The organism is Citrobacter sp. H12-3-2 (genome assembly GCF_009649895.1).
Lineage (GTDB): Bacteria > Pseudomonadota > Gammaproteobacteria > Enterobacterales > Enterobacteriaceae > Citrobacter > Citrobacter portucalensis.
In genome coordinates, this window is the sequence record NZ_CP045837.1 from 4,408,687 (window position 1) to 4,431,920 (window position 23,234).

27 protein-coding genes are annotated in these 23,234 nt (G+C 52.0%); 6 read left to right on the forward strand and 21 right to left on the reverse strand.

Features of this window, described 5'->3' with window-relative positions; all coding sequences use genetic code 11:
- Positions 1 to 42: 42 nt before the first annotated feature.
- Positions 43 to 1,452 (reverse strand): D-serine/D-alanine/glycine transporter, encoded by a 1,410-nt coding sequence (gene cycA / locus GHC22_RS20950; protein ID WP_008786019.1) that lies wholly within the window; start codon positions 1,450 to 1,452, stop codon positions 43 to 45.
- Between the two features lie 308 nt (positions 1,453 to 1,760).
- The gene (gene fklB, locus GHC22_RS20955) at positions 1,761 to 2,381 is read right to left on the reverse strand and encodes an FKBP-type peptidyl-prolyl cis-trans isomerase (RefSeq protein ID WP_032934269.1); all 621 of its coding nucleotides are present in this window, start codon (positions 2,379 to 2,381) and stop codon (positions 1,761 to 1,763) included.
- A gap of 219 nt (positions 2,382 to 2,600) precedes the next feature.
- On the opposite strand from fklB, the gene GHC22_RS20960 reads away from it, so the two are divergent.
- The gene (locus GHC22_RS20960; RefSeq protein ID WP_032942177.1) at positions 2,601 to 3,251 is read left to right on the forward strand and encodes a LysM-like peptidoglycan-binding domain-containing protein; all 651 of its coding nucleotides are present in this window, start codon (positions 2,601 to 2,603) and stop codon (positions 3,249 to 3,251) included.
- Between the two features lie 64 nt (positions 3,252 to 3,315).
- On the opposite strand, the gene GHC22_RS20965 is transcribed toward GHC22_RS20960, so the two are convergent.
- The 6 genes from GHC22_RS20965 to GHC22_RS20990 form a co-directional block, all read right to left on the reverse strand.
- Complete coding sequence (locus tag GHC22_RS20965) at positions 3,316 to 4,239, reverse strand: DMT family transporter (protein ID WP_079934473.1); 924 nt, start codon at positions 4,237 to 4,239, stop codon at positions 3,316 to 3,318.
- A 142-nt stretch (positions 4,240 to 4,381) separates the two neighbouring features.
- Positions 4,382 to 4,831, reverse strand: coding sequence for a 50S ribosomal protein L9 (gene rplI / locus GHC22_RS20970; RefSeq protein WP_003025676.1), 450 nt, complete (start codon positions 4,829 to 4,831; stop codon positions 4,382 to 4,384).
- Between the two features lie 41 nt (positions 4,832 to 4,872).
- On the reverse strand, positions 4,873 to 5,100 hold the full coding sequence (rpsR, locus tag GHC22_RS20975; protein WP_000135199.1) for a 30S ribosomal protein S18: 228 nt from the start codon (positions 5,098 to 5,100) through the stop codon (positions 4,873 to 4,875).
- Between the two features lie 4 nt (positions 5,101 to 5,104).
- Complete coding sequence (gene priB / locus GHC22_RS20980) at positions 5,105 to 5,419, reverse strand: primosomal replication protein N (RefSeq protein WP_003025674.1); 315 nt, start codon at positions 5,417 to 5,419, stop codon at positions 5,105 to 5,107.
- A 6-nt stretch (positions 5,420 to 5,425) separates the two neighbouring features.
- On the reverse strand, positions 5,426 to 5,821 hold the full coding sequence (gene rpsF, locus GHC22_RS20985; RefSeq protein ID WP_003025672.1) for a 30S ribosomal protein S6: 396 nt from the start codon (positions 5,819 to 5,821) through the stop codon (positions 5,426 to 5,428).
- 158 nt (positions 5,822 to 5,979) lie between these two features.
- Positions 5,980 to 6,744: a TSUP family transporter gene (locus GHC22_RS20990; RefSeq protein WP_003830447.1), complete on the reverse strand. Its 765-nt coding sequence runs from the start codon at positions 6,742 to 6,744 to the stop codon at positions 5,980 to 5,982.
- Positions 6,745 to 7,043: 299 nt separating this feature from the next.
- Between GHC22_RS20990 and yjfY the strand changes: the two genes are divergently transcribed.
- Positions 7,044 to 7,319: a DUF1471 family protein YjfY gene (gene yjfY, locus GHC22_RS20995; RefSeq protein WP_003025668.1), complete on the forward strand. Its 276-nt coding sequence runs from the start codon at positions 7,044 to 7,046 to the stop codon at positions 7,317 to 7,319.
- 131 nt (positions 7,320 to 7,450) lie between these two features.
- On the opposite strand, the gene GHC22_RS21000 is transcribed toward yjfY, so the two are convergent.
- From GHC22_RS21000 to ulaA, 6 genes are read right to left on the reverse strand one after another with little or no spacing between them, the layout of a single operon-like run.
- The gene (locus GHC22_RS21000; protein ID WP_153753861.1) at positions 7,451 to 8,137 is read right to left on the reverse strand and encodes an L-ribulose-5-phosphate 4-epimerase; all 687 of its coding nucleotides are present in this window, start codon (positions 8,135 to 8,137) and stop codon (positions 7,451 to 7,453) included.
- On the reverse strand, positions 8,137 to 8,991 hold the full coding sequence (locus tag GHC22_RS21005) for an L-ribulose-5-phosphate 3-epimerase (protein WP_008786014.1): 855 nt from the start codon (positions 8,989 to 8,991) through the stop codon (positions 8,137 to 8,139). Before GHC22_RS21005 ends, GHC22_RS21000 begins: the two co-directional genes overlap by 1 nt.
- 9 nt (positions 8,992 to 9,000) lie before the next feature.
- Complete coding sequence (gene ulaD, locus GHC22_RS21010) at positions 9,001 to 9,651, reverse strand: 3-keto-L-gulonate-6-phosphate decarboxylase UlaD (RefSeq protein ID WP_003025660.1); 651 nt, start codon at positions 9,649 to 9,651, stop codon at positions 9,001 to 9,003.
- A 12-nt stretch (positions 9,652 to 9,663) separates the two neighbouring features.
- Positions 9,664 to 10,131 (reverse strand): PTS ascorbate transporter subunit IIA, encoded by a 468-nt coding sequence (gene ulaC, locus GHC22_RS21015; protein WP_006686330.1) that lies wholly within the window; start codon positions 10,129 to 10,131, stop codon positions 9,664 to 9,666.
- A gap of 10 nt (positions 10,132 to 10,141) precedes the next feature.
- Positions 10,142 to 10,447, reverse strand: a complete 306-nt coding sequence (gene ulaB / locus GHC22_RS21020; RefSeq protein ID WP_003025655.1) for a PTS ascorbate transporter subunit IIB — start codon at positions 10,445 to 10,447, stop codon at positions 10,142 to 10,144.
- Between the two features lie 15 nt (positions 10,448 to 10,462).
- Positions 10,463 to 11,860 carry a PTS ascorbate transporter subunit IIC gene (gene ulaA, locus GHC22_RS21025; RefSeq protein ID WP_153754007.1) on the reverse strand — a complete coding sequence of 466 codons (1,398 nt, stop codon included), beginning with the start codon at positions 11,858 to 11,860 and terminating at the stop codon, positions 10,463 to 10,465.
- 367 nt (positions 11,861 to 12,227) lie between these two features.
- On the opposite strand from ulaA, the gene ulaG reads away from it, so the two are divergent.
- On the forward strand, positions 12,228 to 13,292 hold the full coding sequence (ulaG, locus tag GHC22_RS21030; protein WP_003025649.1) for an L-ascorbate 6-phosphate lactonase: 1,065 nt from the start codon (positions 12,228 to 12,230) through the stop codon (positions 13,290 to 13,292).
- A gap of 106 nt (positions 13,293 to 13,398) precedes the next feature.
- On the forward strand, positions 13,399 to 14,154 hold the full coding sequence (gene ulaR, locus GHC22_RS21035; protein WP_003025646.1) for an HTH-type transcriptional regulator UlaR: 756 nt from the start codon (positions 13,399 to 13,401) through the stop codon (positions 14,152 to 14,154).
- Here ulaR and yjfP read toward each other — a convergent pair.
- Positions 14,151 to 14,900, reverse strand: coding sequence for an esterase (gene yjfP, locus GHC22_RS21040; protein WP_153753862.1), 750 nt, complete (start codon positions 14,898 to 14,900; stop codon positions 14,151 to 14,153). The two genes, ulaR and yjfP, sit on opposite strands and share 4 nt — an antisense overlap.
- A 181-nt stretch (positions 14,901 to 15,081) precedes the next feature.
- Here yjfP and bsmA point away from each other — a divergent pair, with 181 nt between their 5' ends.
- Both bsmA and yjfN read left to right on the forward strand, forming a co-directional pair.
- Positions 15,082 to 15,411: a biofilm peroxide resistance protein BsmA gene (gene bsmA / locus GHC22_RS21045; protein ID WP_057066585.1), complete on the forward strand. Its 330-nt coding sequence runs from the start codon at positions 15,082 to 15,084 to the stop codon at positions 15,409 to 15,411.
- Positions 15,412 to 15,558: 147 nt separating this feature from the next.
- Positions 15,559 to 15,834 (forward strand): DUF1471 family protease activator YjfN, encoded by a 276-nt coding sequence (gene yjfN / locus GHC22_RS21050; RefSeq protein ID WP_020996263.1) that lies wholly within the window; start codon positions 15,559 to 15,561, stop codon positions 15,832 to 15,834.
- 86 nt (positions 15,835 to 15,920) lie between these two features.
- Here the strand turns inward: yjfN and GHC22_RS21055 are convergent, their stop codons facing one another.
- The 6 genes from GHC22_RS21055 to GHC22_RS21080 form a co-directional block, all read right to left on the reverse strand.
- Complete coding sequence (locus tag GHC22_RS21055; RefSeq protein WP_153753863.1) at positions 15,921 to 17,543, reverse strand: isovaleryl-CoA dehydrogenase; 1,623 nt, start codon at positions 17,541 to 17,543, stop codon at positions 15,921 to 15,923.
- A gap of 120 nt (positions 17,544 to 17,663) precedes the next feature.
- Positions 17,664 to 18,395: a 23S rRNA (guanosine(2251)-2'-O)-methyltransferase RlmB gene (rlmB, locus tag GHC22_RS21060; protein WP_003830482.1), complete on the reverse strand. Its 732-nt coding sequence runs from the start codon at positions 18,393 to 18,395 to the stop codon at positions 17,664 to 17,666.
- A 72-nt stretch (positions 18,396 to 18,467) separates the two neighbouring features.
- Entirely contained in the window at positions 18,468 to 20,930 is a 2,463-nt protein-coding gene (rnr, locus tag GHC22_RS21065) for a ribonuclease R (RefSeq protein ID WP_063941659.1), read from the reverse strand.
- Between the two features lie 38 nt (positions 20,931 to 20,968).
- Positions 20,969 to 21,394: a nitric oxide-sensing transcriptional repressor NsrR gene (gene nsrR / locus GHC22_RS21070; protein WP_003830485.1), complete on the reverse strand. Its 426-nt coding sequence runs from the start codon at positions 21,392 to 21,394 to the stop codon at positions 20,969 to 20,971.
- A gap of 216 nt (positions 21,395 to 21,610) precedes the next feature.
- The gene (gene purA, locus GHC22_RS21075) at positions 21,611 to 22,909 is read right to left on the reverse strand and encodes an adenylosuccinate synthase (protein ID WP_003025606.1); all 1,299 of its coding nucleotides are present in this window, start codon (positions 22,907 to 22,909) and stop codon (positions 21,611 to 21,613) included.
- Between the two features lie 102 nt (positions 22,910 to 23,011).
- On the reverse strand, positions 23,012 to 23,209 hold the full coding sequence (locus tag GHC22_RS21080) for a DUF2065 family protein (protein WP_003025602.1): 198 nt from the start codon (positions 23,207 to 23,209) through the stop codon (positions 23,012 to 23,014).
- Positions 23,210 to 23,234: the final 25 nt, after the last annotated feature.

Consider the following 23,234-nt stretch of genomic DNA (forward strand, 5'->3'; position numbering starts at 1 on the left):
GGCGTAAACGCCTTATCCGGCCAACATCTCACTGCTTAGCGATTAACGCACGCCTGCCATACGTTTCTTACCGATAAACAACCAGCCCAGACCCAGCGCGATGAACCACAGCGGCGTGACGATCAGCGCCTGACGGGTATCATCTTCCAGCGTCAGCAGTACCAGTACGAAGACGAAAAACGCCATACATACCCAGCACATCAGCTTGCCTAACGGCATCTTGTAGATTGATTTTTCATGCAGGTGAGGACGCTGCTTGCGGTACACCAGGTACGAGCAAAGAATGATGGTCCAGACGAACATGAACAGAATCGCCGATACGGTGGTGATCATGGTGAAGGCGCCAATCACGCTCGGGTTCACGTACAGCATCACCACGCCGCCCAGCAGACAGATACAGGAGAAGGTTAAACCCTTCGCCGGAACTGCGCGTTTAGACAGCTTGGCAAACGCTTTAGGCGCAACGCCTTCCTGCGCCAGACCGAACAGCATACGGCTGGTAGAGAACACGCCGCTGTTTGCAGAAGAGGCAGCTGAAGTCAGCACCACAAAGTTGATCAGGCTCGCCGCAGCAGGCAGACCAACCAACACAAACAGTTCAACGAATGGGCTCTTGGTTGGCACTACCGAGCTCCACGGCGTAACGGACATAATCACGATCAGCGCGAACACGTAGAACATGATGATACGGATTGGAATCGAGTTAATGGCGCGCGGCAGAGATTTCTCCGGATCCTTGGTTTCCGCTGCGGTCGTACCCACCAGCTCAATACCCACAAACGCAAACACGGCTATCTGGAAACCGGCAAAGAAGCCACTCAGACCTTTCGGGAACCAGCCACCGTCATTCCACAAGTGCGTGAACGATGCCTGAACGCCGGTTGGCGACTGGAAGTGCGTCAGCACCATCACCAGACCGACGACAATCAGGCCGATGATGGCAACGATTTTGATCATCGCAAACCAGAACTCCATCTCACCGAACATTTTTACGGTGGCGAGGTTGAGGCTCAGCAGCAGCACAATCACCGCCAGCGAGGCGACCCAGTCTGACAGTTCGGGGAACCAGAATTGCGCATACGCGGTAATCGCGACCACGTCTGCCATCCCGGTAACAACCCAGCAGAACCAGTAGGTCCAGCCGGTAAAATACCCGGCCCATGGCCCGAGCAGGTCGGAGGCGAAATCACTAAACGATTTGTACTCCAGATTCGAGAGCAGCAATTCACCCATTGCGCGCATCACGAAAAACAGCATAAAACCGATGATCATATACACAAAGATGATCGACGGTCCGGCGAGACTGATGGTTTTACCGGAGCCCATAAACAGGCCAGTACCGATAGCGCCACCAATAGCAATAAGTTGAATATGACGGTTTGTGAGATTGCGCCGTAGCGACTGTTCAGACGACGCCTCTTCAGCGGTGTCGACTTTTACCTGATCTACCATGTTTTTTCTTCCTGTACCTGTCTGTGTTGTTCAGGCTCTACGGCCTTTAGTGTGTCTATGATACGACGATCCTGTTATCAGGACTCATCGATATTAGGTAAGAATTGGCGGGATGAATACTAAGATTTAGATATAATGTTAATTTAATGTTTAAAGTGAGTGTCATATCACTCTGATAGCGCGAATCAGCTCACAAAAATACATGCTGATGGGGCATTTGCAAGATAAAATATCGACAACGACGTAACTATAGCTTTTCACGCTATTTTTTTGCTCCCCCCGGCCTCGGGGGGAACAGAAGTCACTGCTTACAGGATCTCAAGCAGCTCAACTTCGAACACCAGCGTGCTGAACGGAGGAATGGACGCGCCAGCGCCACGCTCGCCGTAAGCCAGTTCCTGAGGAATAGTCAGTTCCCATTTGGAACCTACCGGCATCAGGGTCAGCGCTTCAATCCAGCCTGGGATTACGCCGTTAACCGGGAATTCAGCCGGTTCGCCACGTGCGACAGAGCTGTCAAACACGGTACCGTCGATCAGCTTACCGGTGTAGTGCACGCGAACGCGGTCAGTACGTGCCGGAATAGCACCTTCACCCTGGGTCAGAACACGGAACTGCAAACCAGATTCAGTGCTGTTCACACCGTCTTTCTCACGGTTTTCTTCCAGATATTTGACGCCATCAGCCGCCATAGCCTGGAAACGCTCGCGACGAACTGCATCAGCACGTTCGTGGATTTCACGCAGTGCGCGATGCACAACATCAACCGGCACTGCCGGGTGCTTACCTTCCAGCGCGTCAGCGATACCCGCTACCAGCGCTTCAGGCAACAGTCCTTCCAGTCCGGATTCGCTCAGCTGTTGTCCTACCTGCAAACCAATGCCGTAGCTTGCTTGCGCTTCGATAGTGTCAAAAGTCGGGTTAGCCATCATATTTCCTTTCATCGGATGTAAAGTAGCGGGCAGCATATCAGCCATGCCGCATCCGGTAAAACTTTGTCTCGGGAACAGATGACAAATCGCGAGGAAACATAAACAATAGGAATATCCCGCGTTGACGTCACGAAAGCGGGTAATATGACGAACATCATAGCGTTAGCCATCTATACTCTATGATCGAGGAACGAGACGCGGAGCAGGAGGAAAGCCATGCCCGGGCGCTTTGAATTAAAACCAACCCTGGCGAAAATCTGGCATGCACCGGACAATTTTCGCATTATGGACCCGCTACCGCCTATGCACCGCCGCGGCATTATTATTGCTGCTATTGTGTTGGTGATAGGTTTCCTGCTCCCTTCCAGTGACACCAGCGATACCCCTGTGGTGACGCGTACTGCCCAGCTGGATTTACAGTCACAGTCGCAGCCACCGACCGAGGCTCAGCTGCAGGCACAGCTTGTCCCGCCGCAAAATGATCCCGGCCAGGTCGCTCCGGTTGCGCCAGAGCCAATCCAGGAAGGAGAACCTGATGCACAACCTCAGGTCCAGCAATCTCAGCCGCAGACACAACCTTTCCAACAGGATAGCGGAATTGACCAGCAGTGGCGCTCCTACCGCGTAGACTCAGGTAAAACGCTGGCGCAGGTATTCCGTGACCATAACCTCCCGCCAACCGATGTGTATGCGATGGCACAGGTTGAAGGCGCCGGAAAACCACTGAGCAATCTGAAAGACGGTCAGATGATACAGATCAGGCAGAATGCCAATGGCGTGGTGACGGGATTAACCATTGATACCGGGAATGGTCAGCAGGTACTGTTTACCCGCCAGCCTAACGGCAGTTTTATCCGCGCCCGTTAAGCACTGTGACCCCGCGATTCCAAGCCTGATAAGAGATAGCGCCATCAGGCATCAAGGTGAAACGTCAGCGTTTCACCTTGTTCACCCACCAGATCCCCGAACACACCAGCACCAGCGCTACCGCATATTTCCATTCGAGAATGTTTTCACCGAGGAATATTGCCGACAGCACTGCACCCGAAACCGGGATCAGGAAGTTAAACGGCGCAATCATCCCCACGCGATTATGCTTGAGCAGAATACTCCACAAGGCGAAAGCGACCGAAGAGAGTAACGTCAGGTAGCCGAGAATCGCCACCGAAGACGCACCGTGTACGGTTAGCGTGCCGCCAAAAGCGTAGCCGCCGATAACCAACGCCAGGCCGCCACCGCCCAACTGGTACCCTGTCATTACCGTCGGGTCCACCGTCTGAGAAATACGTTTTCCATATAGCGTGGCAGCAGAGAGAATAAAGGCCGCCATCACTACTGAGCCGTCTCCTAACAGGCTGAAGCTAAAATCCAGTCCGCTGCTAAAGTTCACTACCATCACCCCGGCAAAGCCGAGAATACAGCCCAGCGCTTTGTTGTAGCTCAGTTTGTCATTATGGTAGATAAAATGGGCCAGCAGCACGCTGAAGAAGGTCCCGGTCGCATTCATGATGGACCCTTTCACTCCCGTCGTGAACGCCAGGCCAATGTAGAAGAAGATGTATTGCAGCGAGGTTTGCGTTAGCCCCAACAGCGTGAGTTGGCCGTACTGACGCGGACTTAACCGGCCAATCGGTTTACGCTGCGCTACCGCCAGCAGTAGCAGCAATAATCCCGCAAACAGAAAGCGATATCCGGCAAAGACAATCTTTGAGGGAATGTCATCCGTGGCAATCTGGAAGATCTCATATCCGCTTTTGATCGCCGGATAGGCGCTCCCCCACAACAGACAGCAGAACGCTGCGCTCAGGTAGACAACATTTTTACGCGCAAACAGAGGTTGGTGCGTTGGTTCCATTCCATCACCACTTTGAAATAATGTTTTATTTTTGTGATTATCCCGAAAAGGATAAAGAATAGCCAGAGAGAAAAGCGGGGGAACAGAAAAGCAAAACGCCGGCACAGGGCCGGCGCTTTTACGCGGTCATCAGAATAAAAACTTATTCTGCAACTACGTTTACAGTCAGCTTAGCAAACACTTCGCTGTGAACCTGGAAGCTCACTTCGTGCTCGCCAGTGGTACGCAGAACACCGTTCGGCAGACGAACTTCGCTCTTAGCTACTTCAACGCCAGCTGCAGTTACAGCGTCAGCGATGTCGCGAGTACCGATGGAACCGAACAGTTTACCTTCGTCGCCAGCTTTAGACGCGATGGTTACGGTTTCCAGTGCGTTGATTTTCTCAGCACGAGCTTCAGCAGCGGACAGAACGTCAGCCAGTTTAGCTTCCAGCTCAGCGCGACGCGCTTCGAAAAATTCAACGTTTTTCTTGGTAGCAGGAACAGCTTTACCCTGTGGTACCAGGAAGTTACGAGCATAGCCCGCTTTAACGTTAACCTGATCACCCAGGCTACCCAGGTTTGCTACTTTATCAAGCAGAATAACTTGCATTACCTTATCCTCTCAAAGTCGTATTAATGGACCGTGACCGATTACTGATGACGATCAGTGTACGGCAGCAGGGACAGGTAGCGAGCGCGTTTGATAGCGCGAGCCAGCTGACGCTGGTATTTTGCACGGGTACCGGTGATACGGCTTGGGACAATCTTACCGCTTTCGGTGATGTAGTTTTTCAGCGTAGCGATATCTTTATAGTCGATCTCTTGAACGCCTTCCGCGGTGAAACGGCAGAACTTGCGACGACGGAAATAACGTGCCATATGGCTAGTCTCCAGAATCTATCAATTCAATCTGCTCGGCATGCAGAACCATTTTGCTCAGGCCGTTCTTTGCCTTGTGGCAAGAGATGAACCCCTGAACGGTCACTGCGCTACCGACCGTTATACTGTGAGTAATGGCCTGGTTTTCGTGTCCGCTAATAATAACGGGCATTTGGCACCACGCCTGCCGGTGAAACCCGGCTTCCTCCTGCACAGAACGATGCTCAAGCACGAACTGGCAATGAGGAATTCCTGATGGACTGACCTTTCGAAGGGGGGCCCTGCACACAGTGCCGGACAACGCCAGACGGTTGGTCATCAGAAATTACTCTTCAGAATCCCCAGCTTCAGCATCATCTGCGGTTTCGTTAGCGAAATCATCGCGACGTTCACGACGCTCGTCTTTCGCTTTAACCATCGGAGATGCTTCGGTAACAGCGTGTTTAGTACGCATAACCATGCTGCGGATAACGGCATCGTTGAAGCGGAAGGTAGTTTCCAGCTCATCGATCACTTCCTGCGGCGCTTCAACGTTCATCAGAACGTAGTGAGCTTTGTGCAGTTTGTTGATCGGGTAAGCCAGCTGACGGCGGCCCCAGTCTTCCAGACGGTGGATCGTGCCTTCTGCACCAGTGATGGCAGCAGTGTAGCGTTCGATCATACCCGGAACCTGTTCGCTCTGGTCAGGATGGACCATAAAAACGATTTCGTAATGACGCATCGAATTGCTCCTTACGGATTATTCAGCCTCCTGTCTGGGTCAGCCGAGGCCCATGGAGGCAAGGAACGTGTTAAAGGTCGGCTGAAAAATGACGCGTCATAATACTGGGGTCAGCAGGTAAACTCAAGGTGCTTGTACGATTATTTATCATGTCGCCATTAATACATATCCAGCAGCATTTTGATGCTGATACAAATGGAGACAATGACAATCATGGGTCGGATGACTTTCTTACCGCGCGTCAGTACGACTGTCGCACCAAGACGTGCGCCAAGGGATTGCCCTGCAAACATCACCAAACCCAGCGACCAGATCATTTTACCGCCGAAAATGAAGAACAAAATCGAGGCGATGTTCGACGCCAGGTTAATAAAATTCGAGTGGATTTGCGCTTTATCAATACTGTATCCCCACAGCAGAATATAGCTGAGGGTATAAAAGGAACCTGCCCCAGCACCGAGAAAGCCATCATAAAAACCAATACATCCCCCACCGATCAACGAGAAGAGAAACAGGGATACCTGCTGCTTTCTTTTCGGTTCGCTAAGGTTTGGCGCAAAAATAAAGTAAATGGCGACTGCGATAATCAGGATTGGGAGCAGTTTCTTCAGCAGTTCCGGTTCAATGAACTGGATAAGCGTCGTTCCCAGCGCAGAACCGATAAAGGCAGATAAAAACACATACTTGTGCTCCTGCACGTTGATATGTCCTCGGCGTAAAAAGTAAATTCCGGAGGTCAGCGAGCTACCCAGAGCCTGAATTTTATTGGTTGCCAGCGCATTAGCCGGGGGTAAACCAGAAATTAAGAGTGCGCCAATAGAGAGAAATCCACCACCACCCGACACCACGTTAATAAAGCCAGCCACCAGCGCGACCATAAACATAACCACGAAATAGCTGAAATCCATGAATGAAGTATCCATAAGTTTTTGCCTTATTATCATAAAGTTATATTAATTATCCGGCTCACTATAAACGGCGTACTCACCCGATTAAATTGACTATTTGGTAAGAGCTTATGCGCGAAAGGCAGGTATTTTTTCACCGCAGCGGTATCCACCAGCAGACTGTTAATTAAAGAAAAGATGGTTATGCGGTAATTTTTTGAACAACTGCATCAGAAATGGTCGCTATCGACTGCGCTGGTAGCGGTTAAAATTACATCAGAAGTTAATCACTCACAGGAGAGAGGCAACCAGAGACCGCAGTCGAGGAGGTACATATGCGAGCCCGTGTTTTGACCCTTCTGGCTGTGCTTTTGCTCAGTGCAAATGCAACGGCAGCCATCAAAATTGATAACCATCAGGCCAGGAACATGGATGATGTGCAGAGCTTAGGCGTCATTTACATAAATCATAACTTCGCCACTGAAAGTGAAGCCACTCAGGCCCTGAATGAAGAGACCGATGCGCAAGGCGCAACCTACTACCACGTGATCCTCACCAGGGAACCCGGTAGTAACGGAAATATGCACGCCAGTGCAGATATTTATCGTTAACACCAGAAATAACCAACGAGAACATTGCCACAGTTTGACTTGCCCCCTTCACTGGGGGCTTTTTTTGCAAAACAATCCCGAAGCCAGACCGATCTCATCCCCATGAAGAGTTGGCTCCGGAACGTTTTTTCCTACTTCTGCCCGTAATAGGCATTTGGGCCGTGCTTACGCATGAAGTGCTTATTCATCAGATAACTGTCGATAGCGCTGAGTGCCGGATTAATGCCACGCGCAATCCATGCCATTTTTGCCACCTCTTCCATCACCACCGCGTTATGTACCGCGTCATGAGCGTCTTTGCCCCAGGCAAACGGGCCATGTTGGTACACCACTACGCCTGGCGTATGCAAAGGTTCCACCTCCCCCAGCGTTTCAACAATCACTTTACCCGTGTTCAGCTCATACTCATCCTGAACTTCCGCTTCAGTTAACGCCCGGGTGCAGGGGATATCACCAAAGAAGTAGTCCGCATGCGTCGTGCCTAGCGCAGGAATTGCCAGACCTGCCTGCGCCCATGCCGTCGCGTGGGTTGAGTGGGTATGCACCACGCCGCCAAGAGAGGAATAGCGACGATACAGCGCCAGATGGGTGGCGGTATCGGAAGAAGGACGATAGCGTCCTTCCACCACGTTGCCGTGCAGATCCACAACCACCATGTCGTCCACTGTCATTGTCTGGTAGTCGACGCCGCTGGGCTTAATCACCACCATCCCGCGTTCGCGGTCGATGGCGCTGACATTACCCCAGGTAAACGTCACCAGCCCGTAGCGCGGCAGATCCATATTAGCCTCAAAAACCTGCTGTTTGAGTTTTTGCATTACACCGCCTCCACCAGACCGGCGCTGGCCATACGCGCTTTCACCCAGTCGCGCGCCTTCGCCACTTCACGAGCCGGATCGTCCGACGTTTCACTCCACATCTCAATCAGGTATGGCCCGCAATACCCACTCTGTTTGAGCGTCGCAAAACAACGTTCGAAATCGACAACCCCTTCACCAAACGGCACATTTTTGAATACGCCGGGTTTGGTATCTTTCACGTGTACGGCAACGATATGGCCCATTCCCGCCTGCAGCTCCATCTGCACATCGTTGTCCCACGCCGACAAATTGCCGATATCGGGATACAACTGGAACCACGGATTGTTGAGATAGTGAGCGTATCCCAGCGCCTTACTGATCGAATTCATCAGTGGATAATCCATGATTTCCATCGCCAGCGTCACCTGTGCACGGCTCGCCATCTCTACGCTTTCTTTCAGCCCATCGCGAAACCGACGACGCGTTTCGTTATTGGCCTGCTGGTAATAAACGTCGTAACCCGCCAGTTGAATAACGCGAATACCGATATCCTGCGCAAACTGAATGGCTTTACGCATGATCTCCAGCCCCTGTTCGCGCACCGCATCATCTTCACTGCCAAGCGGGAAACGACGATGAGCGCTCAGGCACATGGACGGTACCCGTATCCCTGTCTCGGCGATAGCGGCCACCAGCGCCAGTCGCTGCTCGCGGTTCCAGTCAAGACGCGCCAGGCGAGCGTCGGTTTCATCAACCGACATTTCGACAAAGTCAAAGCCCAGTTCCTTCGCCAACTGCAAGCGCTCCAGCCAGCACTCCCCGCCGGGGAGTGCCTTTTCATAAATACCGAGCGGGACCTGTTTCGACAACATAGTCGCTCCTTATCCCCACAGCTGGGCGATAGAACGTTTGAACTGACGGGCCGCTTCCACCGGAGAGGCGGCATCGCGAATGCTGCGACCGGCAATAAAGACGTGAATCGGTATTCCCTGGAACAGCGGCAGATCTTCCAACGCCAGACCGCCGGTGACTGTGACTTTAAAGCCCATCTCGGACAGGCGTTTGATCGCGCTGATATCCGCCTCTCCCCATGCCACACCCGCTGCCTGCGCATCACGGCTGCGGTGATACACAACTTGCCCAATGCCCGCGTCACGCCACTCTTGCGCCTGCTCCCAGGTCCAGTAACCCGTCAGTTCAATCTGTACATCACCGTTAAATTCTTTCGCCACCTCCAGTGCCCCCTTGGTGGTGTTGATATCCGCACAGCAGATGACGGTGACCCAGTCAGCGTTGGCTTCGAAACACATTCGGGAGAGGATTTTTCCCGCATCGGCAATTTTGGCGTCCGCCAGCACAATTTTATGCGGGTAAAGCGCCTTCAGATCGCGTACGGCGCGCACGCCCTCTGCCACGCAAAGAATAGTGCCCACCTCAATGATATCGACCTCTTCGGCAATCAAACGCGTCGTTTCATACGCGGAAGACATTGATTGGTTATCCAGCGCAACCTGCAACATAGGTAATGACATTTTGGTATCCTTTTAAACAGCCGCCGCAGTGGCGTTATCAATTAAATCCAACACTTCCTGCGCGGTGCGGCAGGCGCGTAAACGGTCAAAATTGGCTTCGTCATCAAAGAGATTCACGATCTGCATGATGCCCACTTCCTGATGCGTGTTGGCGTCAACTGCCGCCATCGTTATCAGAATATCGACCGGGTCGTTATCTTCGTGGTTAAACACCAGCGGCGTTTTCAGCGTCACCAGCGCAAAACCGGTTTTCTTAACCCCTTCCTCCGGACGGCCGTGCGGCATTGCCAGGCCTGGCGCAATCACAAAGTACGGGCCAAACTGCTCAACGCCATCAAGGATGGCCTGGTAGTAGCGTGGTTCAACCACATCGGCCTTAACCAACAGATCCACACCAAGCTTTACCGCTTCCTGCCAGGTACTGGCCTCGGCTTGCAAAAGGATGGAATTATTGTCTGCCAGCGAGTCACGTAATTTCATATGCCGCCCCTTACTTCACGTCCTGCGGGAAATGCGCTTTGATCACTTCCAGCAGTTTTGGCCCAAAATCGGCAGGCGACAGCATGTTGCGTACGCCAACAACATATTTATTGCCAGAAACGGTAATCTCACCGGCGATATGCGTAGAAGCGATGATGATATCCGCACCGCTCAGTTCACTTTTGTACTCACCCACTGCGCAGCTGTTCACCGTATGGTCAATATTTGACTGGGTTAAAAACTGGTCCACTTTCATTTTCATGATCATGGAACTGCCCTGCCCATTGCCACACACAGCCAGAATACGTACGGTCATAATCGGAACTCCTTATTAAGCAGAGTGTTCTGCCAGTTGTTTTTCTGCGTCTTCCTCAGCGCGCAACGTGCGTCCTGCGAAAAACATATAAGCCAGTGCAATCAGAATAATGACGGCCATAAACACGATGCCGATGGAGGCAAAGCCTTGCATCATCGGCGGTGCCAGAATTGACCAGTCCGCCATGCCCATCCAGGCGCTCATACCGGTGAGCTTAACCGCCCAGACGCAGCCGAAGATTTCGATCATCCCCATCACCAGGCAAATCTTGAGCGCCGCGCGCCAGCCGCCAAAGTGGTTAGCAAATACGCCGATAGTGGCGTTCGAGAAGAACATCGGGATAAAGCCTGGGATAATCAGGATGGAAGAGCCGCAGGCAACCAGAATACCTACCGCAATCAGTTGGCCGATGGTGCCCCACATAAAGCCCCAGACCACCGCGTTGGGGGCAAAGCTGTAAATCGCTGCGCAGTCGATAGCCAACACCGCGCCGGGGATCAGACGTTGAGAGATACCGTTGAACGCTTCTGAAAGTTCAGCAACGAACATACGTACGCCCTGGGTGATGATGAAGATAGCGACAGCAAACGAAAAACCGGTTTGCAGGATATAGACCGTCCAGTGGGTTTTGCCCGCCATCGCCTGAACCACATCTATGCCGAAAGAGAGCAGGATCGCCCCGAAAAAGATGGTCATCACAATCGCGGTGGAAACGATGTTGTCATGGAAGATATTCAGCCAGCCTGGCAGCTTGAGATCTTCTACGCTCTCCTCTTTCTTACCCAGATACGGCGCGACTTTGTAAGCAATCCAGGAGGCGAACTGCTGCTGGTGACCGATGGAAAAACCACAGCCGTCAGTTACTTCCTGCGTCGGTTTGTACATCATATTGGAGGTAATGCCCCAGTAGAGCGACACCAGCACCGCGGTACAGATGATGGTGGTCCACATCGGGTAACCAAAGATGTATAAAGAGACAGCAATCAGCCCCGCCTGCTGGAACATGATGTGCCCAGTCAGCATGATGGTTCGAATGCCGGTAATACGCCGTAGCAGTACGTAACAAATGTTCAGCGCCAGCGCTAACAGTACGGCGTACCCTACCCAACTGTAGGCATCACCCATTCGTTCGATGGTTGCCATCATGGAGGCATAGGTATCGGAGATCGCGCCATTGATACCGTAAACCTCAGACATCTTCGCCACCACCGGTTTAAACGTGCTGGTCAGAATGCCCGACCCTGCCTGCAATAACATAAAACCGATAATCGTTTTGATCGTGCCTTTGATAATGACGCTGACACTTTTACGCAACAGGATGTAGCCGAGGCAGGTCACAATACCCAACAGCAACGGTGCATTGGTCATGACCTGATTAAAAAAGACGGTAAAGATGTTGTAGAGGATCTCCATAACGATCTCCAGTAGACGAAGTTGCTGAACATTCATTACAGATGCCCAGGATGTTGTGCCCTCACTCTAATTTTCAAAAGTAATCACAACAAGATTGAATTTGATTAAATGTGATGAAGTACGCAAATAATTCTCTTACTTGCAGAGTGGATTTACTTCAAATTCATACACGTCAAAATAAATTCATTTAAAACAATAAAATACAAAAATACATTTCATATAAACCCTCTTGTCACGTTGTAATTTGTTCACATTTTCCCATTCAACACCAAAAATCAGCGCATTGCCTTCTTGATAAAATGATGTCAGTATCAATCAAAATAAATCATCATTTGATTCAACTTGAACAAACATGAAGGTAATTGCGATGAGTAAAGTAAAAAGCATCACGCGTGAATCATGGATTCTGAGCACATTCCCGGAGTGGGGAAGCTGGCTCAATGAAGAGATCGAGCAGGAACAGGTCGCACCTGGCACTTTCGCTATGTGGTGGCTTGGCTGTACTGGAATTTGGCTAAAGTCTGAAGGCGGAACTAACGTCTGCGTCGATTTCTGGTGCGGTACGGGTAAACAGAGTCACGGTAACCCGCTGATGAAAACCGGTCACCAGATGCAACGCATGGCGGGCGTGAAGAAGCTGCAGCCAAACCTGCGCACCACGCCGTTTGTTCTTGATCCGTTTGCCATTCGTCAGATCGATGCGGTGCTGGCCACGCACGATCATAACGATCACATCGACGTAAATGTTGCAGCAGCCGTCATGCAGAACTGTGCCGACGACGTGCCGTTTATTGGACCGCAGACTTGTGTGGATCTGTGGATCGGTTGGGGTGTACCAAAAGAGCGCTGCATCGTGGTAAAACCTGGCGATGTGGTGAAAGTGAAAGATATTGAAATTCATGCGCTTGATGCGTTTGATCGTACGGCATTGATCACGCTTCCTGCCGATCAAAAAGCGGCAGGCGTGCTGCCGGATGGTATGGATGCCCGCGCCGTAAACTATCTGTTCAAAACGCCGGGCGGTACGCTTTATCACAGCGGTGATTCACACTACTCCAACTACTATGCAAAGCATGGCAATGAGCACCAGATCGACGTCGCGCTCGGATCCTACGGCGAGAACCCACGGGGAATTACGGACAAAATGACCAGTTCCGACATGCTGCGTATGGCGGAGGCCCTGAATACAAAAGTGGTGATCCCTTTCCATCACGATATCTGGTCAAACTTCCAGGCCGATCCTCAGGAGATCCGCGTACTTTGGGAGATGAAAAAAGATCGGCTGAAGTATGGCTTTAAGCCTTTTATCTGGCAGGTGGGTGGCAAGTTCACCTGGCCGCTGGACAAAGATAACTTTGAATATCACTATCCGCGCGGCTTTGACGACTGCTTCACGATTGAACCGGATTTACCGTTTAAATCGTTCTTGTGATCCACACAAAATGCCGGGCCATCCCGGCATTTTTTCCCATTTACTTTAGTATTTCCAGGCTATTTCAAATATCATCTTTTCAAATCAATTTGTATCGGAATAGCTCATGACTGAAGCACAAAGACATCAAATATTGCTGGATATGCTGGCGCAGTTGGGCTTTGTTACCGTTGAGAACGTGATTGAGCGTCTGGGGATTTCACCCGCCACAGCACGCCGGGACATCAACAAACTCGACGAAAGCGGCAAACTCAAGAAAGTCCGCAACGGCGCAGAAGCTATTACCCAGCAGCGACCGCGCTGGACGCCAATGAATCTGCACCAGGCACAGAACCACGATGAAAAAGTTCGTATTGCCAAGGCGGCATCCCAGCTTGTGAATGCGGGTGAAAGCGTGGTGATCAACTGCGGATCGACCGCCTTTCTACTGGGTCGCGAAATGTGCGGCAAGCCGGTGCAGATCATCACTAATTATCTGCCGCTGGCGAACTATCTGATCGACCAGGAGCATGACAGCGTGATTATCATGGGAGGGCAATATAACAAAAGCCAATCCATCACGCTTAGCCCGCAAGGCAGTGAAAATAGCCTGTATGCCGGGCACTGGATGTTCACCAGTGGCAAAGGGTTGACCGCGGACGGACTGTATAAAACCGATATGCTGACCGCGATGGCCGAGCAGAAGATGCTTAACGTGGTGGGCAAACTGGTGGTACTGGTCGATAGCAGTAAAGTCGGTGAACGTGCGGGAATGCTGTTCAGTCGCGCCGACCAAATCGACATGCTGATTACTGGCAAAAATGCAAACCCTGAGATTCTGCAACAGCTTGAAGCCCAGGGCGTGAGCATTATGCGCGTTTAAAGGTGCTGGCGGAAAAACGTCACTGTTGCGGCCAACGCTTCTGGCGTGATGCGATGTCGTACGCCCGCTTCCCACAGGCAGGTCAGATTGTTGTCCAAACCTGCCTGAGTCAGCGCTTGCTGTAAGCGGAAGGTTTCAACAGCGGGTACAACATCATCATCCTGTCCATGCCACAGCAGCAACGGCCTGTCAGCGAGGCGTGGTAACTGATGCGTAACATCCCATTCGGCAAGCGGGGCGATAACGGCATCAAATTCCGCCTGCTGCTCTGGGGTCTGAATCAGTAGAGGGGGAAAAAGCGTCTGCGCAAGCCGGGTAAAATAGCCAGAACCCATCAGGCTGGCTACACATTTAACCTCAGGATGGCGCGCCATTATGCCCAGTGCTGTCATTCCCCCCATCGACGCCCCACCGACGGCAAGCCGCTCATCTGAAAGCCAATTTTCCGCCACCAGCGCCGCACGTAACGTCGCAAACTCCTGCATATTTTGCTGCAAAATATGCCAGAAGCGGAACATTCGCCCCTGAGCATCACCTTTGAAGCGGGCACCGTGGTCAGGCGCATCTGGCATGACGACGCGGAACCCGGCCTGAGCCAGCGCAACGGCAAAATAGCTGTAAACCAGGCTTGAAGAGGTAAACCCGTGATAGAAGATAATACAAGGGAGTGAACATTCGCGTTTGCCAGCCGGAACGGCGTGCAGGACAGGGATACCAGCTAGCCGTCGTGTTTCAATTTCAATCATTTGTCGCCTCTTTCTTTCTGGTATGCCATGCAGCAATACTTAACGCAAGCGAATGTGTTCGGCAATGATTCATAATGTTGAGAACTGGGTTACGCTTTCGCAACATTTTCATTCGAAAATCGCGTGAGAGATAACAATTCGGGAACATTCCCCTAAAGGGAAATTAATAAGGCACTACACTATGGCTATCAGGAAACGAGATAGAGTTATGCGTCGGTTTGCCTCTTTGTTGTTGGTTATGTTTTTAAGCGCCTGTAGCGTGCTACAGGGAACGCCACAACCCGCACCGCCCGTTGCCGACCACCCGCAGGAGATCCGCCGTGACCAAAGTAATGGGTTACAGCGATTAGGGACGGTTAGCGCACTGGTAAGAGGCTCTCCGGATGATGCGCTGGCAGAGATCCGTGCCAAAGCCGCCGCGGCTAAAGCTGATTACTACGTGGTTTTATTAGTGGATGAAACCATCGTGACAGGCCAATGGTATTCACAGGCTATTTTGTATCGTAAATAACATTGGGTTGAAATTTAGTCAGCTTTACATTGCTTTGCGCCCCTATGCGTTTACCTGTGCACAATAAACCAACAGCAGGAAGCTTGAGGTTTATTATCGCGATGGAATGCCCTGCCGTGTGTAGGGGTACGAATAATGGAGCTGACGATGAAACAATCACTTGCCTTATCCTCACTGCTGCTTTCTGCCGGACTGGTAGGTACTACGGCACAGTCTGCCGAATTCGCCAGTGCTGACTGTGTTACTGGCCTGAACGAAATTGGCCAGATATCTGTCAGTAACATTGCAGGAAATCCGCAGGATGTAGAACGTATAGTCGCGTTAAAAGCGGATGAACAAGGTGCCTCATGGTATCGGATCATTCAAATGTACGAAGATCAGCAGCCCGACAACTGGCGCGTACAGGCCATACTCTATGCTTAACACATTGCCGGATGGCGTAAACTTATCTGACCTACAGTGAACTGTAGACATGATAAGACGCGAAAGCGTCGCCATCTGGCATATTATTACCGTAATCCCCCCGTTGCCCGCAGAAGCAAATCGTTCAGCACCTGCTCAGACAATCGTAGTCCCCCCCGCGTATCAAGCATCATTTGGCACCAGGCCTGCGCCACTGGCGGAGAAGAATAACGCAACATCTGCGCCCCGCAACCGAGCAGGAAAAGCTGCTGTGTAATCTCCCTTCCCATCTCCTCGCTGGGTTTACGTAAACGCTGCTGGAGCTGACGTACCATTCGATCGTAATGTCGATCTTGCCCTTTGACTTCCGCAAAGGCTTCGCTGAGCATATCGTACATGCCGGGTTGTTTGGTCAGTACCCGCAATACATCAAGGCACATAATGTTGCCAGAGCCTTCCCAGATACTGTTTACCGGCATTTCACGATACAAACGCGGCAGCTCGCTCTCCTCGCAATAGCCAATCCCACCCAGCACTTCCATCGCTTCTGCCACAAATGGTATACCGCTTTTGCAAACGGAGAATTTCGCCGCTGGCGTGAACAACCTGGCCCACAGCGCTTCTTTAGCATCAGCACAGCGGCCCCAGGCCCGCGCCAGTCGAAACAGTAACGCCGTTTGACCTTCCAGTTGGAGCGCCATCCGACCTAACACTTGACGCATCATCGGCTGTTCAATCAATGGCTTGCCAAAGACCTGCCGCTGGTGCGCATGGTAAATCGCGACGGAAAAAGCACGCCGCATCATACCGTGACTGCCGAGCGCACAGTCAAAACGCGTCATCCCCCCCATTTTCAGGATATGGCGTATACCTTCCCCTTCTTCACCCAATAGCCAGCCAATCGCTTCATGGAATTCAACCTCGCAGCTGGCGTTGGAGCGGTTGCCTAACTTATCTTTCAATCTCTCAAGACGGATAGCATTACGCTGCCCGTCAGGTAAAAATCGCGGCACAAAAAAGCAGGATAATCCTCCCTTAGCCTGGGCCAGCACTAAATGGGCATCGCTTTGCGGCACGGAGAAAAACCACTTATGTCCCACCAGCCGATACGAGCCATCAGCAAGACGTTCTGCCTGAGTGGTATTGCTCAGCACATCTGAACCACCCTGCTTCTCGGTCATGCCCATACCGATAAGCAGCCCACGCTTTTGCCCACCTGGCAGTAAATGCGAGTCATAACGGTCGCTTAGCAGCGGCGTTATCCAGTCATGAAAGGGGACGGGTAACATTTGAAGTAACAGCGGCGTGGCGGCAAAAGTCATGGTCACCGGACACAACGTGCCAGCTTCCACCTGCGCATGCAGCATGAAACGGGCCGCCCGGGCAACAAATGTTCCCTGCCTCGCATCTTCTTCCCAGGCCAGATTATGTACGCGGTTGGCGCACAACCCCTGCATCAGTAAATGCCAGGCAGGATGAAAACGCACATCATCCAGCCGCTGCCCCTGCGGGTCGTAGCGCAACAGTTCAGGCGGGAATGCATTGGCCAGACGGCCCAGTTCGAGCGACTCGGCAGTCCCTAGCTGCTGACCAATACTGGCGAGAAGATCGCTGTCCCAGCCAGCGCCTTCGCGGATAACCGCTTCGCACAGCGCGCCATCGGACAAATATAAGTTACTGTTATTGAGCGGTACAGGTTGGTTAAAAACGGTATGCGTTTGCCAGTGCATTGTGTCTCCCTCCTTCAATGGCCGTCGCTTTAAGTATGGTCAGCCAGACAAGAGAGTGCCTGGGATTCAGGTCACAAAAAAGCCATCCCGGGGGATGGCTTAAGAGACATAGAGAATGAATTAGCCGCGCTGGCGGACGGCTTCAAACAGGCAGATACCCGTCGCAACTGAAACGTTCAATGACGAAACGCTCCCTGCCATCGGGATGCTGATCAGTTCGTCACAGTGTTCGCGGGTCAGACGGCGCATACCTTCACCCTCTGCGCCCATCACCAGCGCCAGACGACCGGTCATTTTGCTCTGATAGAGAGTATGGTCGGCTTCACCTGCGGTTCCGACGATCCAGATATTCTCTTCCTGCAGCATACGCATGGTGCGCGCCAGGTTGGTGACGCGGATCAGCGGTACGCTTTCTGCCGCACCACAGGCCACTTTTTTCGCCGTCGCATTCAACTGTGCGGAACGATCCTTCGGTACGATTACAGCATGTACGCCAGCGGCATCGGCGCTACGCAGGCATGCGCCCAGGTTATGCGGATCGGTGACGCCATCGAGGATCAAAAAGAACGGCTGATCGAGCGTAGCAATCAGATCCGGCAGATCGTTTTCCTGATACTGACGGCCCGGCTTCACGCGAGCAATAATCCCCTGATGTACCGCACCCTCGCTTTTCTCATCCAGAAACTGACGGTTAGCCAGTTGAATGACAACACCCTGTGCTTCCAGTGCGTGGATCAGCGGCAGCAGGCGTTTATCTTCACGACCTTTGAGAATAAAGACGTCCTGGAAGCGCTCAGGCGCACGTTCCAGCAGGGCCTGCACCGCATGGATGCCGTAAATCATTTCACTCATGAATGTACTCGTTAATAGTTTATGCGTAACGCCGGGCAACGCGAAGGTTGCCCGACTTACAGTCTATGGCTGTTATTGTGCGACTTTCTTTTTCGCCGCACGTTTAGCTTTAGTGGCGGCAGCAATTTTAAGCGTTTTTGCCGAGGGCTTTTTCGCTTTTTTATCGCCTTTCTTCTCAGCCGCATTCTTATCCGCCTGAGGTTTGGCTCTGCCTTTCTTCTCGCCGCGGAAAGCGCTGTCCGGCTCGAAATTCACCTTTTTGCCCATCTGACGACGTTTACCGGTATTTTTACCCGCATCGCCTTTTTTGGCTTTTTCGCGGGCGGTTTTACCTTCATTACGCGGCGCACGTTCGCTGGAGATCAAGCTGAAGTCGATCTTACGCTCGTCCATGTTGACTGCTTCCACGCGAACTTCCACGCGATCGCCCAGGCGATACATCTGGCCGCTGGATTCCCCCGTCAGGCGCTGCCCAACCTGGTCGAAACGATAGTAGTCGTTATCCAGAGAGGAGACATGCACCAGACCATCGATAAACAGTTCATCGAGACGGACAAAGAAACCAAATCCGGTCACGCTGGCAATCACGCCTTTGAAGACATTACCCACCTGGTCCAGCATGAAGTCGCACTTCAGCCAGTCAGAGACATCGCGCGTGGCTTCATCAGCACGGCGCTCGGCCATCGAACAGTGCTGACCCAGTTGCAGCATCTCTTCCATCGAATAATGGTAGCCACCGGTTTCCGTGGTGTTGCCCTTATGGCCCTGCTCCTGCGCCAGCAGATACTTAATCGCCCGGTGCAAGGAGAGATCCGGGTAACGACGGATCGGTGAAGTAAAGTGTGCATAAGATTGCAGCGCCAGGCCAAAGTGGCCACGGTTTTCCGGATCGTAAATCGCCTGCTTCATCGAACGCAGCAGCATGGTTTGCAGCATTTCTGCGTCAGGACGGTCAGCAATCGACTCCAGCAGTTCAGCGTAATCACGCGGCTCAGGTTTGTTGCCACCAGGTAGCTCCAGCCCCAGCTCTGCCAGGACGGAACGGAACGAGTTAATCGCTTCGGTCGTCGGCTTATCGTGAATACGGAACAGCGCTGGCTCTTTGGCTTTCTCAACGAATCGCGCCGCTGAGATGTTCGCCATGATCATGCACTCTTCAATCAGCTTGTGTGCGTCGTTACGCTGAGTCTGCTCGATACGCTCAATACGGCGTTCAGCATTGAAGATAAACTTCGCCTCTTCACTTTCAAACGAGATACCGCCACGCTCTTCACGGGCTTTATCCAGCACTTTGTAGAGGTTATGCAACTCTTCAATGTGTTTAACCAGCGGTGCGTACTGCTCACGCAGCTCCTGGTCGCCCTGCAGCATGTGCCAGACCTTGGTGTAGGTCAGACGTGCGTGGGAACTCATGACCGCTTCGTAGAATTTAAAGCCGGTTAAACGGCCTTTCGACGAAATGGTCATTTCACAGACCATACACAACCTGTCCACCTGCGGATTGAGTGAACACAATCCGTTGGACAGCACTTCCGGCAGCATCGGAACAACCTGCGACGGGAAGTAAACGGATGTGCCACGGCTACGAGCTTCCTGGTCCAGCGGAGTCGGCGGGCGAACGTAATAGCTTACGTCAGCAATCGCCACCCATAAACGCCAACCACCGCCGCGTTTCTTCTCGCAATAAACCGCATCATCGAAGTCGCGCGCATCTTCGCCATCGATAGTCACCAGCGGCAGATCGCGCAGATCGACACGTCCTACTTTCGCCTCTTCCGGCACTTCTTCTTTCAGTCCGGCGACCTGTTTCTCAACCGCCTGAGGCCAGATATATGGGATTTCATGAGTACGCAGGGCCATATCCACGGCCATGCTGGTTCCCATGTTATCGCCCAGCACTTCAACAATTTTGCCCACCGCTTTGGTGCGGCGAGTCGGACGCTGGGTCAGTTCAACGACGACCACAAAGCCCATACGAGCGCCCATTACCTCTTCCGGCGGGATCAGGATATCGAAGCTCAGGCGGCTGTCGTCAGGCACGACAAACCCAACACCAGCGTCGGTGAAGTAGCGACCGACAATCTGGCTGGTTTTCGGCACCAGTACGCGCACAATTCGCGCTTCGCGGCGACCTTTACGGTCCGCGCCCAGCGGTTGTGCCAACACCTGATCGCCATGAATACAGGTTTTCATCTGCTCGCTGGACAGATACAGGTCATCTTTGCGGCCTTCAACGCGCAGAAAGCCGTAGCCATCACGGTGGCCAATAACGGTACCTTTCAGCAGGTCGAGACGCTCCGGCAGCGCATAGCATTGACGACGGGTGAAGACCAGTTGTCCGTCACGCTCCATCGCGCGCAGGCGACGACGCAGCGCTTCTTGCTGCTCTTCACCTTCAATATTGAGTTCAGCGGCCAGCTCATCGCGGTTGGCCGGCTTTTCACGTTTAGTTAAATGTTCGAGGATAAATTCCCGGCTCGGGATAGGATTCGCGTATTTTTCTGCTTCGCGTTCCTGGAAAGGATCTTGTGACATGTCGGTTCCTCCGTCATCATCGCTGCTGGCGGGAGTCGTTACTCCACCAGCAATAATTTATAAAGCGGTTGATTCTTTTCAACCAAATCAGCAAGTGTGTAGTTGTCCAGTTCCGTGAGAAAACTTTGCACTGCTTTAGAAAGCGCCTGTTTGAGTCTACAGGCCGGGGTAATGTGGCAAAACTCGCTGCTACAGTTGACCAACGATAAGGGTTCCAGCTCGCGAACCACATCACCAATACCAATATCCTTAGCGGGTTTACCCAGGCGGATACCGCCATTTTTTCCTCGAATAGCAGTAACAAAGCCCGCCCGGCTAAGTTGATTGATTATTTTGACCATATGATTACGGGACACGCCGTAGACTTCTGTCACCTCAGAAATACTGGTCATACGTCCTTCGGGAAGTGACGCCATGTAGATTAGCGCACGTAATCCGTAATCGGTGAAACTTGTTAACTGCACATCAACCTCAGGAAAAGGGATAAAACGGATAAACCTGGTAGTATTAATTACATTGATGATAAACCAGCCACCAGCCAGGTCGCTAATTTATTTCAGTTCGGGAAGGAAAAAAGCGAGGAACTTACGTGATTTTAAGCCGGATTCTGATGCAAAGCACCTTATCCGGCCTAAATTAGTGCAAGCGCAGCGCCGTTTGACGCTACGCTATAACCAGAATTATGCGTCGAACGGGTCGCGCAGGATCATGGTTTCAGTACGGTCTGGGCCAGTTGAGATAATATCAATCGGCACACCGGTCAGTTCTTCAATACGCTTGATGTAGTTCAGCGCTGCCTGCGGCAGACCGCTACGTTCCTTCACGCCGAAGGTGGATTCAGACCAACCCGGCATGGTTTCGTAAATCGGCTCGATACCTTTCCAGTCGTCAGCTGCCAGCGGAGTAGTCGTTACTTCGCGGCCATCCGGCATACGGTAAGCAACACAGATTTTCACCTCTTTCAAACCGTCCAGTACGTCCAGTTTGGTCAGGCAGAAGCCAGACAGGGAGTTAATCTGTACTGCACGGCGTACAGCAACGGAATCCAGCCAACCGGTACGACGACGACGACCGGTGGTCGCGCCATACTCGTTACCTTGTTTGCACAGGAACTCGCCAACGTCATCAAACAGCTCTGTCGGGAACGGACCCGCACCTACACGAGTAGAGTAAGCTTTGATGATACCCAGAACGTAGTCCACATAACGTGGGCCCAGGCCGGAGCCGGTTGCCACGCCACCTGCGGTGGTGTTGGAGGACGTTACGTACGGATAGGTACCGTGGTCGATATCCAGCAGCGTACCCTGCGCACCTTCAAACATGACGAAATCGCCACGCTTCCGCGCCTGGTCCAGCAGATCGGAAACATCAACAACCATTGAGGTCAGGATGTCGGCGATAGCCATCACATCATCCAGCACTTTCTGGTAGTCAACTGCTTCAACTTTATAGAAATTCACCAGCTGGAAGTTGTGATATTCCATCACTTCTTTCAGTTTTTCAGCGAAAGTTGCTTTATCAAACAGATCGCCAACACGCAGACCGCGACGAGCTACTTTGTCTTCATAAGCCGGACCGATACCACGACCGGTAGTACCGATCGCTTTCTCGCCACGCGCTTTCTCACGAGCGTTATCCAACGCAACGTGATAATCAAGGATCAGCGGACAAGCTTCAGACAGCAGCAGGCGCTCGCGAACCGGGATACCACGATCTTCCAGTCCTTTCATTTCTTTCATCAGCGCGGACGGAGACAGAACAACACCGTTACCGATGATGCTGATTACGTTTTCGCGAAGAATGCCTGATGGAATAAGATGGAGGACGGTTTTTTCACCGTTGATTACGAGAGTATGGCCTGCGTTGTGACCACCCTGGTAGCGCACAACATATTTAGCCCGTTCAGTCAGAAGATCGACGATCTTCCCTTTACCTTCGTCACCCCATTGGGTGCCCAGTACGACGACGTTGTTACCCATTTTTCAAAATCACCGTTTGCTTAAAAATGGATTCTACCACCGCTTTTTCAGATATACAGCACTTTTTGCATGCGAAAATCCGCAAATTAGTCTACTTATTGTTCAGCCAATCGTTTTCCTCAACATGTAGTAGACCACAACGCCCGCAACCACAAGACCTCCACCAAAACGACGCAAAATATTTTCGGGAAGTTGCGCCATTGCAGAGATCATTTTCTTCCATGCGCTGGGATAAAGCATCGGACCCAGCCCTTCCAGCACCAAAACCAGCGCGAGCGCCAGCAAAATTGTTGAATTCATCCATCGCCCTTATATAAAAAGAAAA

Coding starts and splice junctions, on each gene's coding strand:
- cycA (WP_008786019.1), bottom strand. CDS start 1,452: ATGGTAGATCAGGTAAAAGTCGACACCGCTGAAGAGGCGTCGTCTGAA.
- fklB (WP_032934269.1), bottom strand. CDS start 2,381: ATGGCTAACCCGACTTTTGACACTATCGAAGCGCAAGCAAGCTACGGC.
- GHC22_RS20960 (WP_032942177.1), top strand. CDS start 2,601: ATGCCCGGGCGCTTTGAATTAAAACCAACCCTGGCGAAAATCTGGCAT.
- GHC22_RS20965 (WP_079934473.1), bottom strand. CDS start 4,239: ATGGAACCAACGCACCAACCTCTGTTTGCGCGTAAAAATGTTGTCTAC.
- rplI (WP_003025676.1), bottom strand. CDS start 4,831: ATGCAAGTTATTCTGCTTGATAAAGTAGCAAACCTGGGTAGCCTGGGT.
- rpsR (WP_000135199.1), bottom strand. CDS start 5,100: ATGGCACGTTATTTCCGTCGTCGCAAGTTCTGCCGTTTCACCGCGGAA.
- priB (WP_003025674.1), bottom strand. CDS start 5,419: ATGACCAACCGTCTGGCGTTGTCCGGCACTGTGTGCAGGGCCCCCCTT.
- rpsF (WP_003025672.1), bottom strand. CDS start 5,821: ATGCGTCATTACGAAATCGTTTTTATGGTCCATCCTGACCAGAGCGAA.
- GHC22_RS20990 (WP_003830447.1), bottom strand. CDS start 6,744: ATGGATACTTCATTCATGGATTTCAGCTATTTCGTGGTTATGTTTATG.
- yjfY (WP_003025668.1), top strand. CDS start 7,044: ATGCGAGCCCGTGTTTTGACCCTTCTGGCTGTGCTTTTGCTCAGTGCA.
- GHC22_RS21000 (WP_153753861.1), bottom strand. CDS start 8,137: ATGCAAAAACTCAAACAGCAGGTTTTTGAGGCTAATATGGATCTGCCG.
- GHC22_RS21005 (WP_008786014.1), bottom strand. CDS start 8,991: ATGTTGTCGAAACAGGTCCCGCTCGGTATTTATGAAAAGGCACTCCCC.
- ulaD (WP_003025660.1), bottom strand. CDS start 9,651: ATGTCATTACCTATGTTGCAGGTTGCGCTGGATAACCAATCAATGTCT.
- ulaC (WP_006686330.1), bottom strand. CDS start 10,131: ATGAAATTACGTGACTCGCTGGCAGACAATAATTCCATCCTTTTGCAA.
- ulaB (WP_003025655.1), bottom strand. CDS start 10,447: ATGACCGTACGTATTCTGGCTGTGTGTGGCAATGGGCAGGGCAGTTCC.
- ulaA (WP_153754007.1), bottom strand. CDS start 11,860: ATGGAGATCCTCTACAACATCTTTACCGTCTTTTTTAATCAGGTCATG.
- ulaG (WP_003025649.1), top strand. CDS start 12,228: ATGAGTAAAGTAAAAAGCATCACGCGTGAATCATGGATTCTGAGCACA.
- ulaR (WP_003025646.1), top strand. CDS start 13,399: ATGACTGAAGCACAAAGACATCAAATATTGCTGGATATGCTGGCGCAG.
- yjfP (WP_153753862.1), bottom strand. CDS start 14,900: ATGATTGAAATTGAAACACGACGGCTAGCTGGTATCCCTGTCCTGCAC.
- bsmA (WP_057066585.1), top strand. CDS start 15,082: ATGGCTATCAGGAAACGAGATAGAGTTATGCGTCGGTTTGCCTCTTTG.
- yjfN (WP_020996263.1), top strand. CDS start 15,559: ATGAAACAATCACTTGCCTTATCCTCACTGCTGCTTTCTGCCGGACTG.
- GHC22_RS21055 (WP_153753863.1), bottom strand. CDS start 17,543: ATGCACTGGCAAACGCATACCGTTTTTAACCAACCTGTACCGCTCAAT.
- rlmB (WP_003830482.1), bottom strand. CDS start 18,395: ATGAGTGAAATGATTTACGGCATCCATGCGGTGCAGGCCCTGCTGGAA.
- rnr (WP_063941659.1), bottom strand. CDS start 20,930: ATGTCACAAGATCCTTTCCAGGAACGCGAAGCAGAAAAATACGCGAAT.
- purA (WP_003025606.1), bottom strand. CDS start 22,909: ATGGGTAACAACGTCGTCGTACTGGGCACCCAATGGGGTGACGAAGGT.
- GHC22_RS21080 (WP_003025602.1), bottom strand. CDS start 23,209: ATGAATTCAACAATTTTGCTGGCGCTCGCGCTGGTTTTGGTGCTGGAA.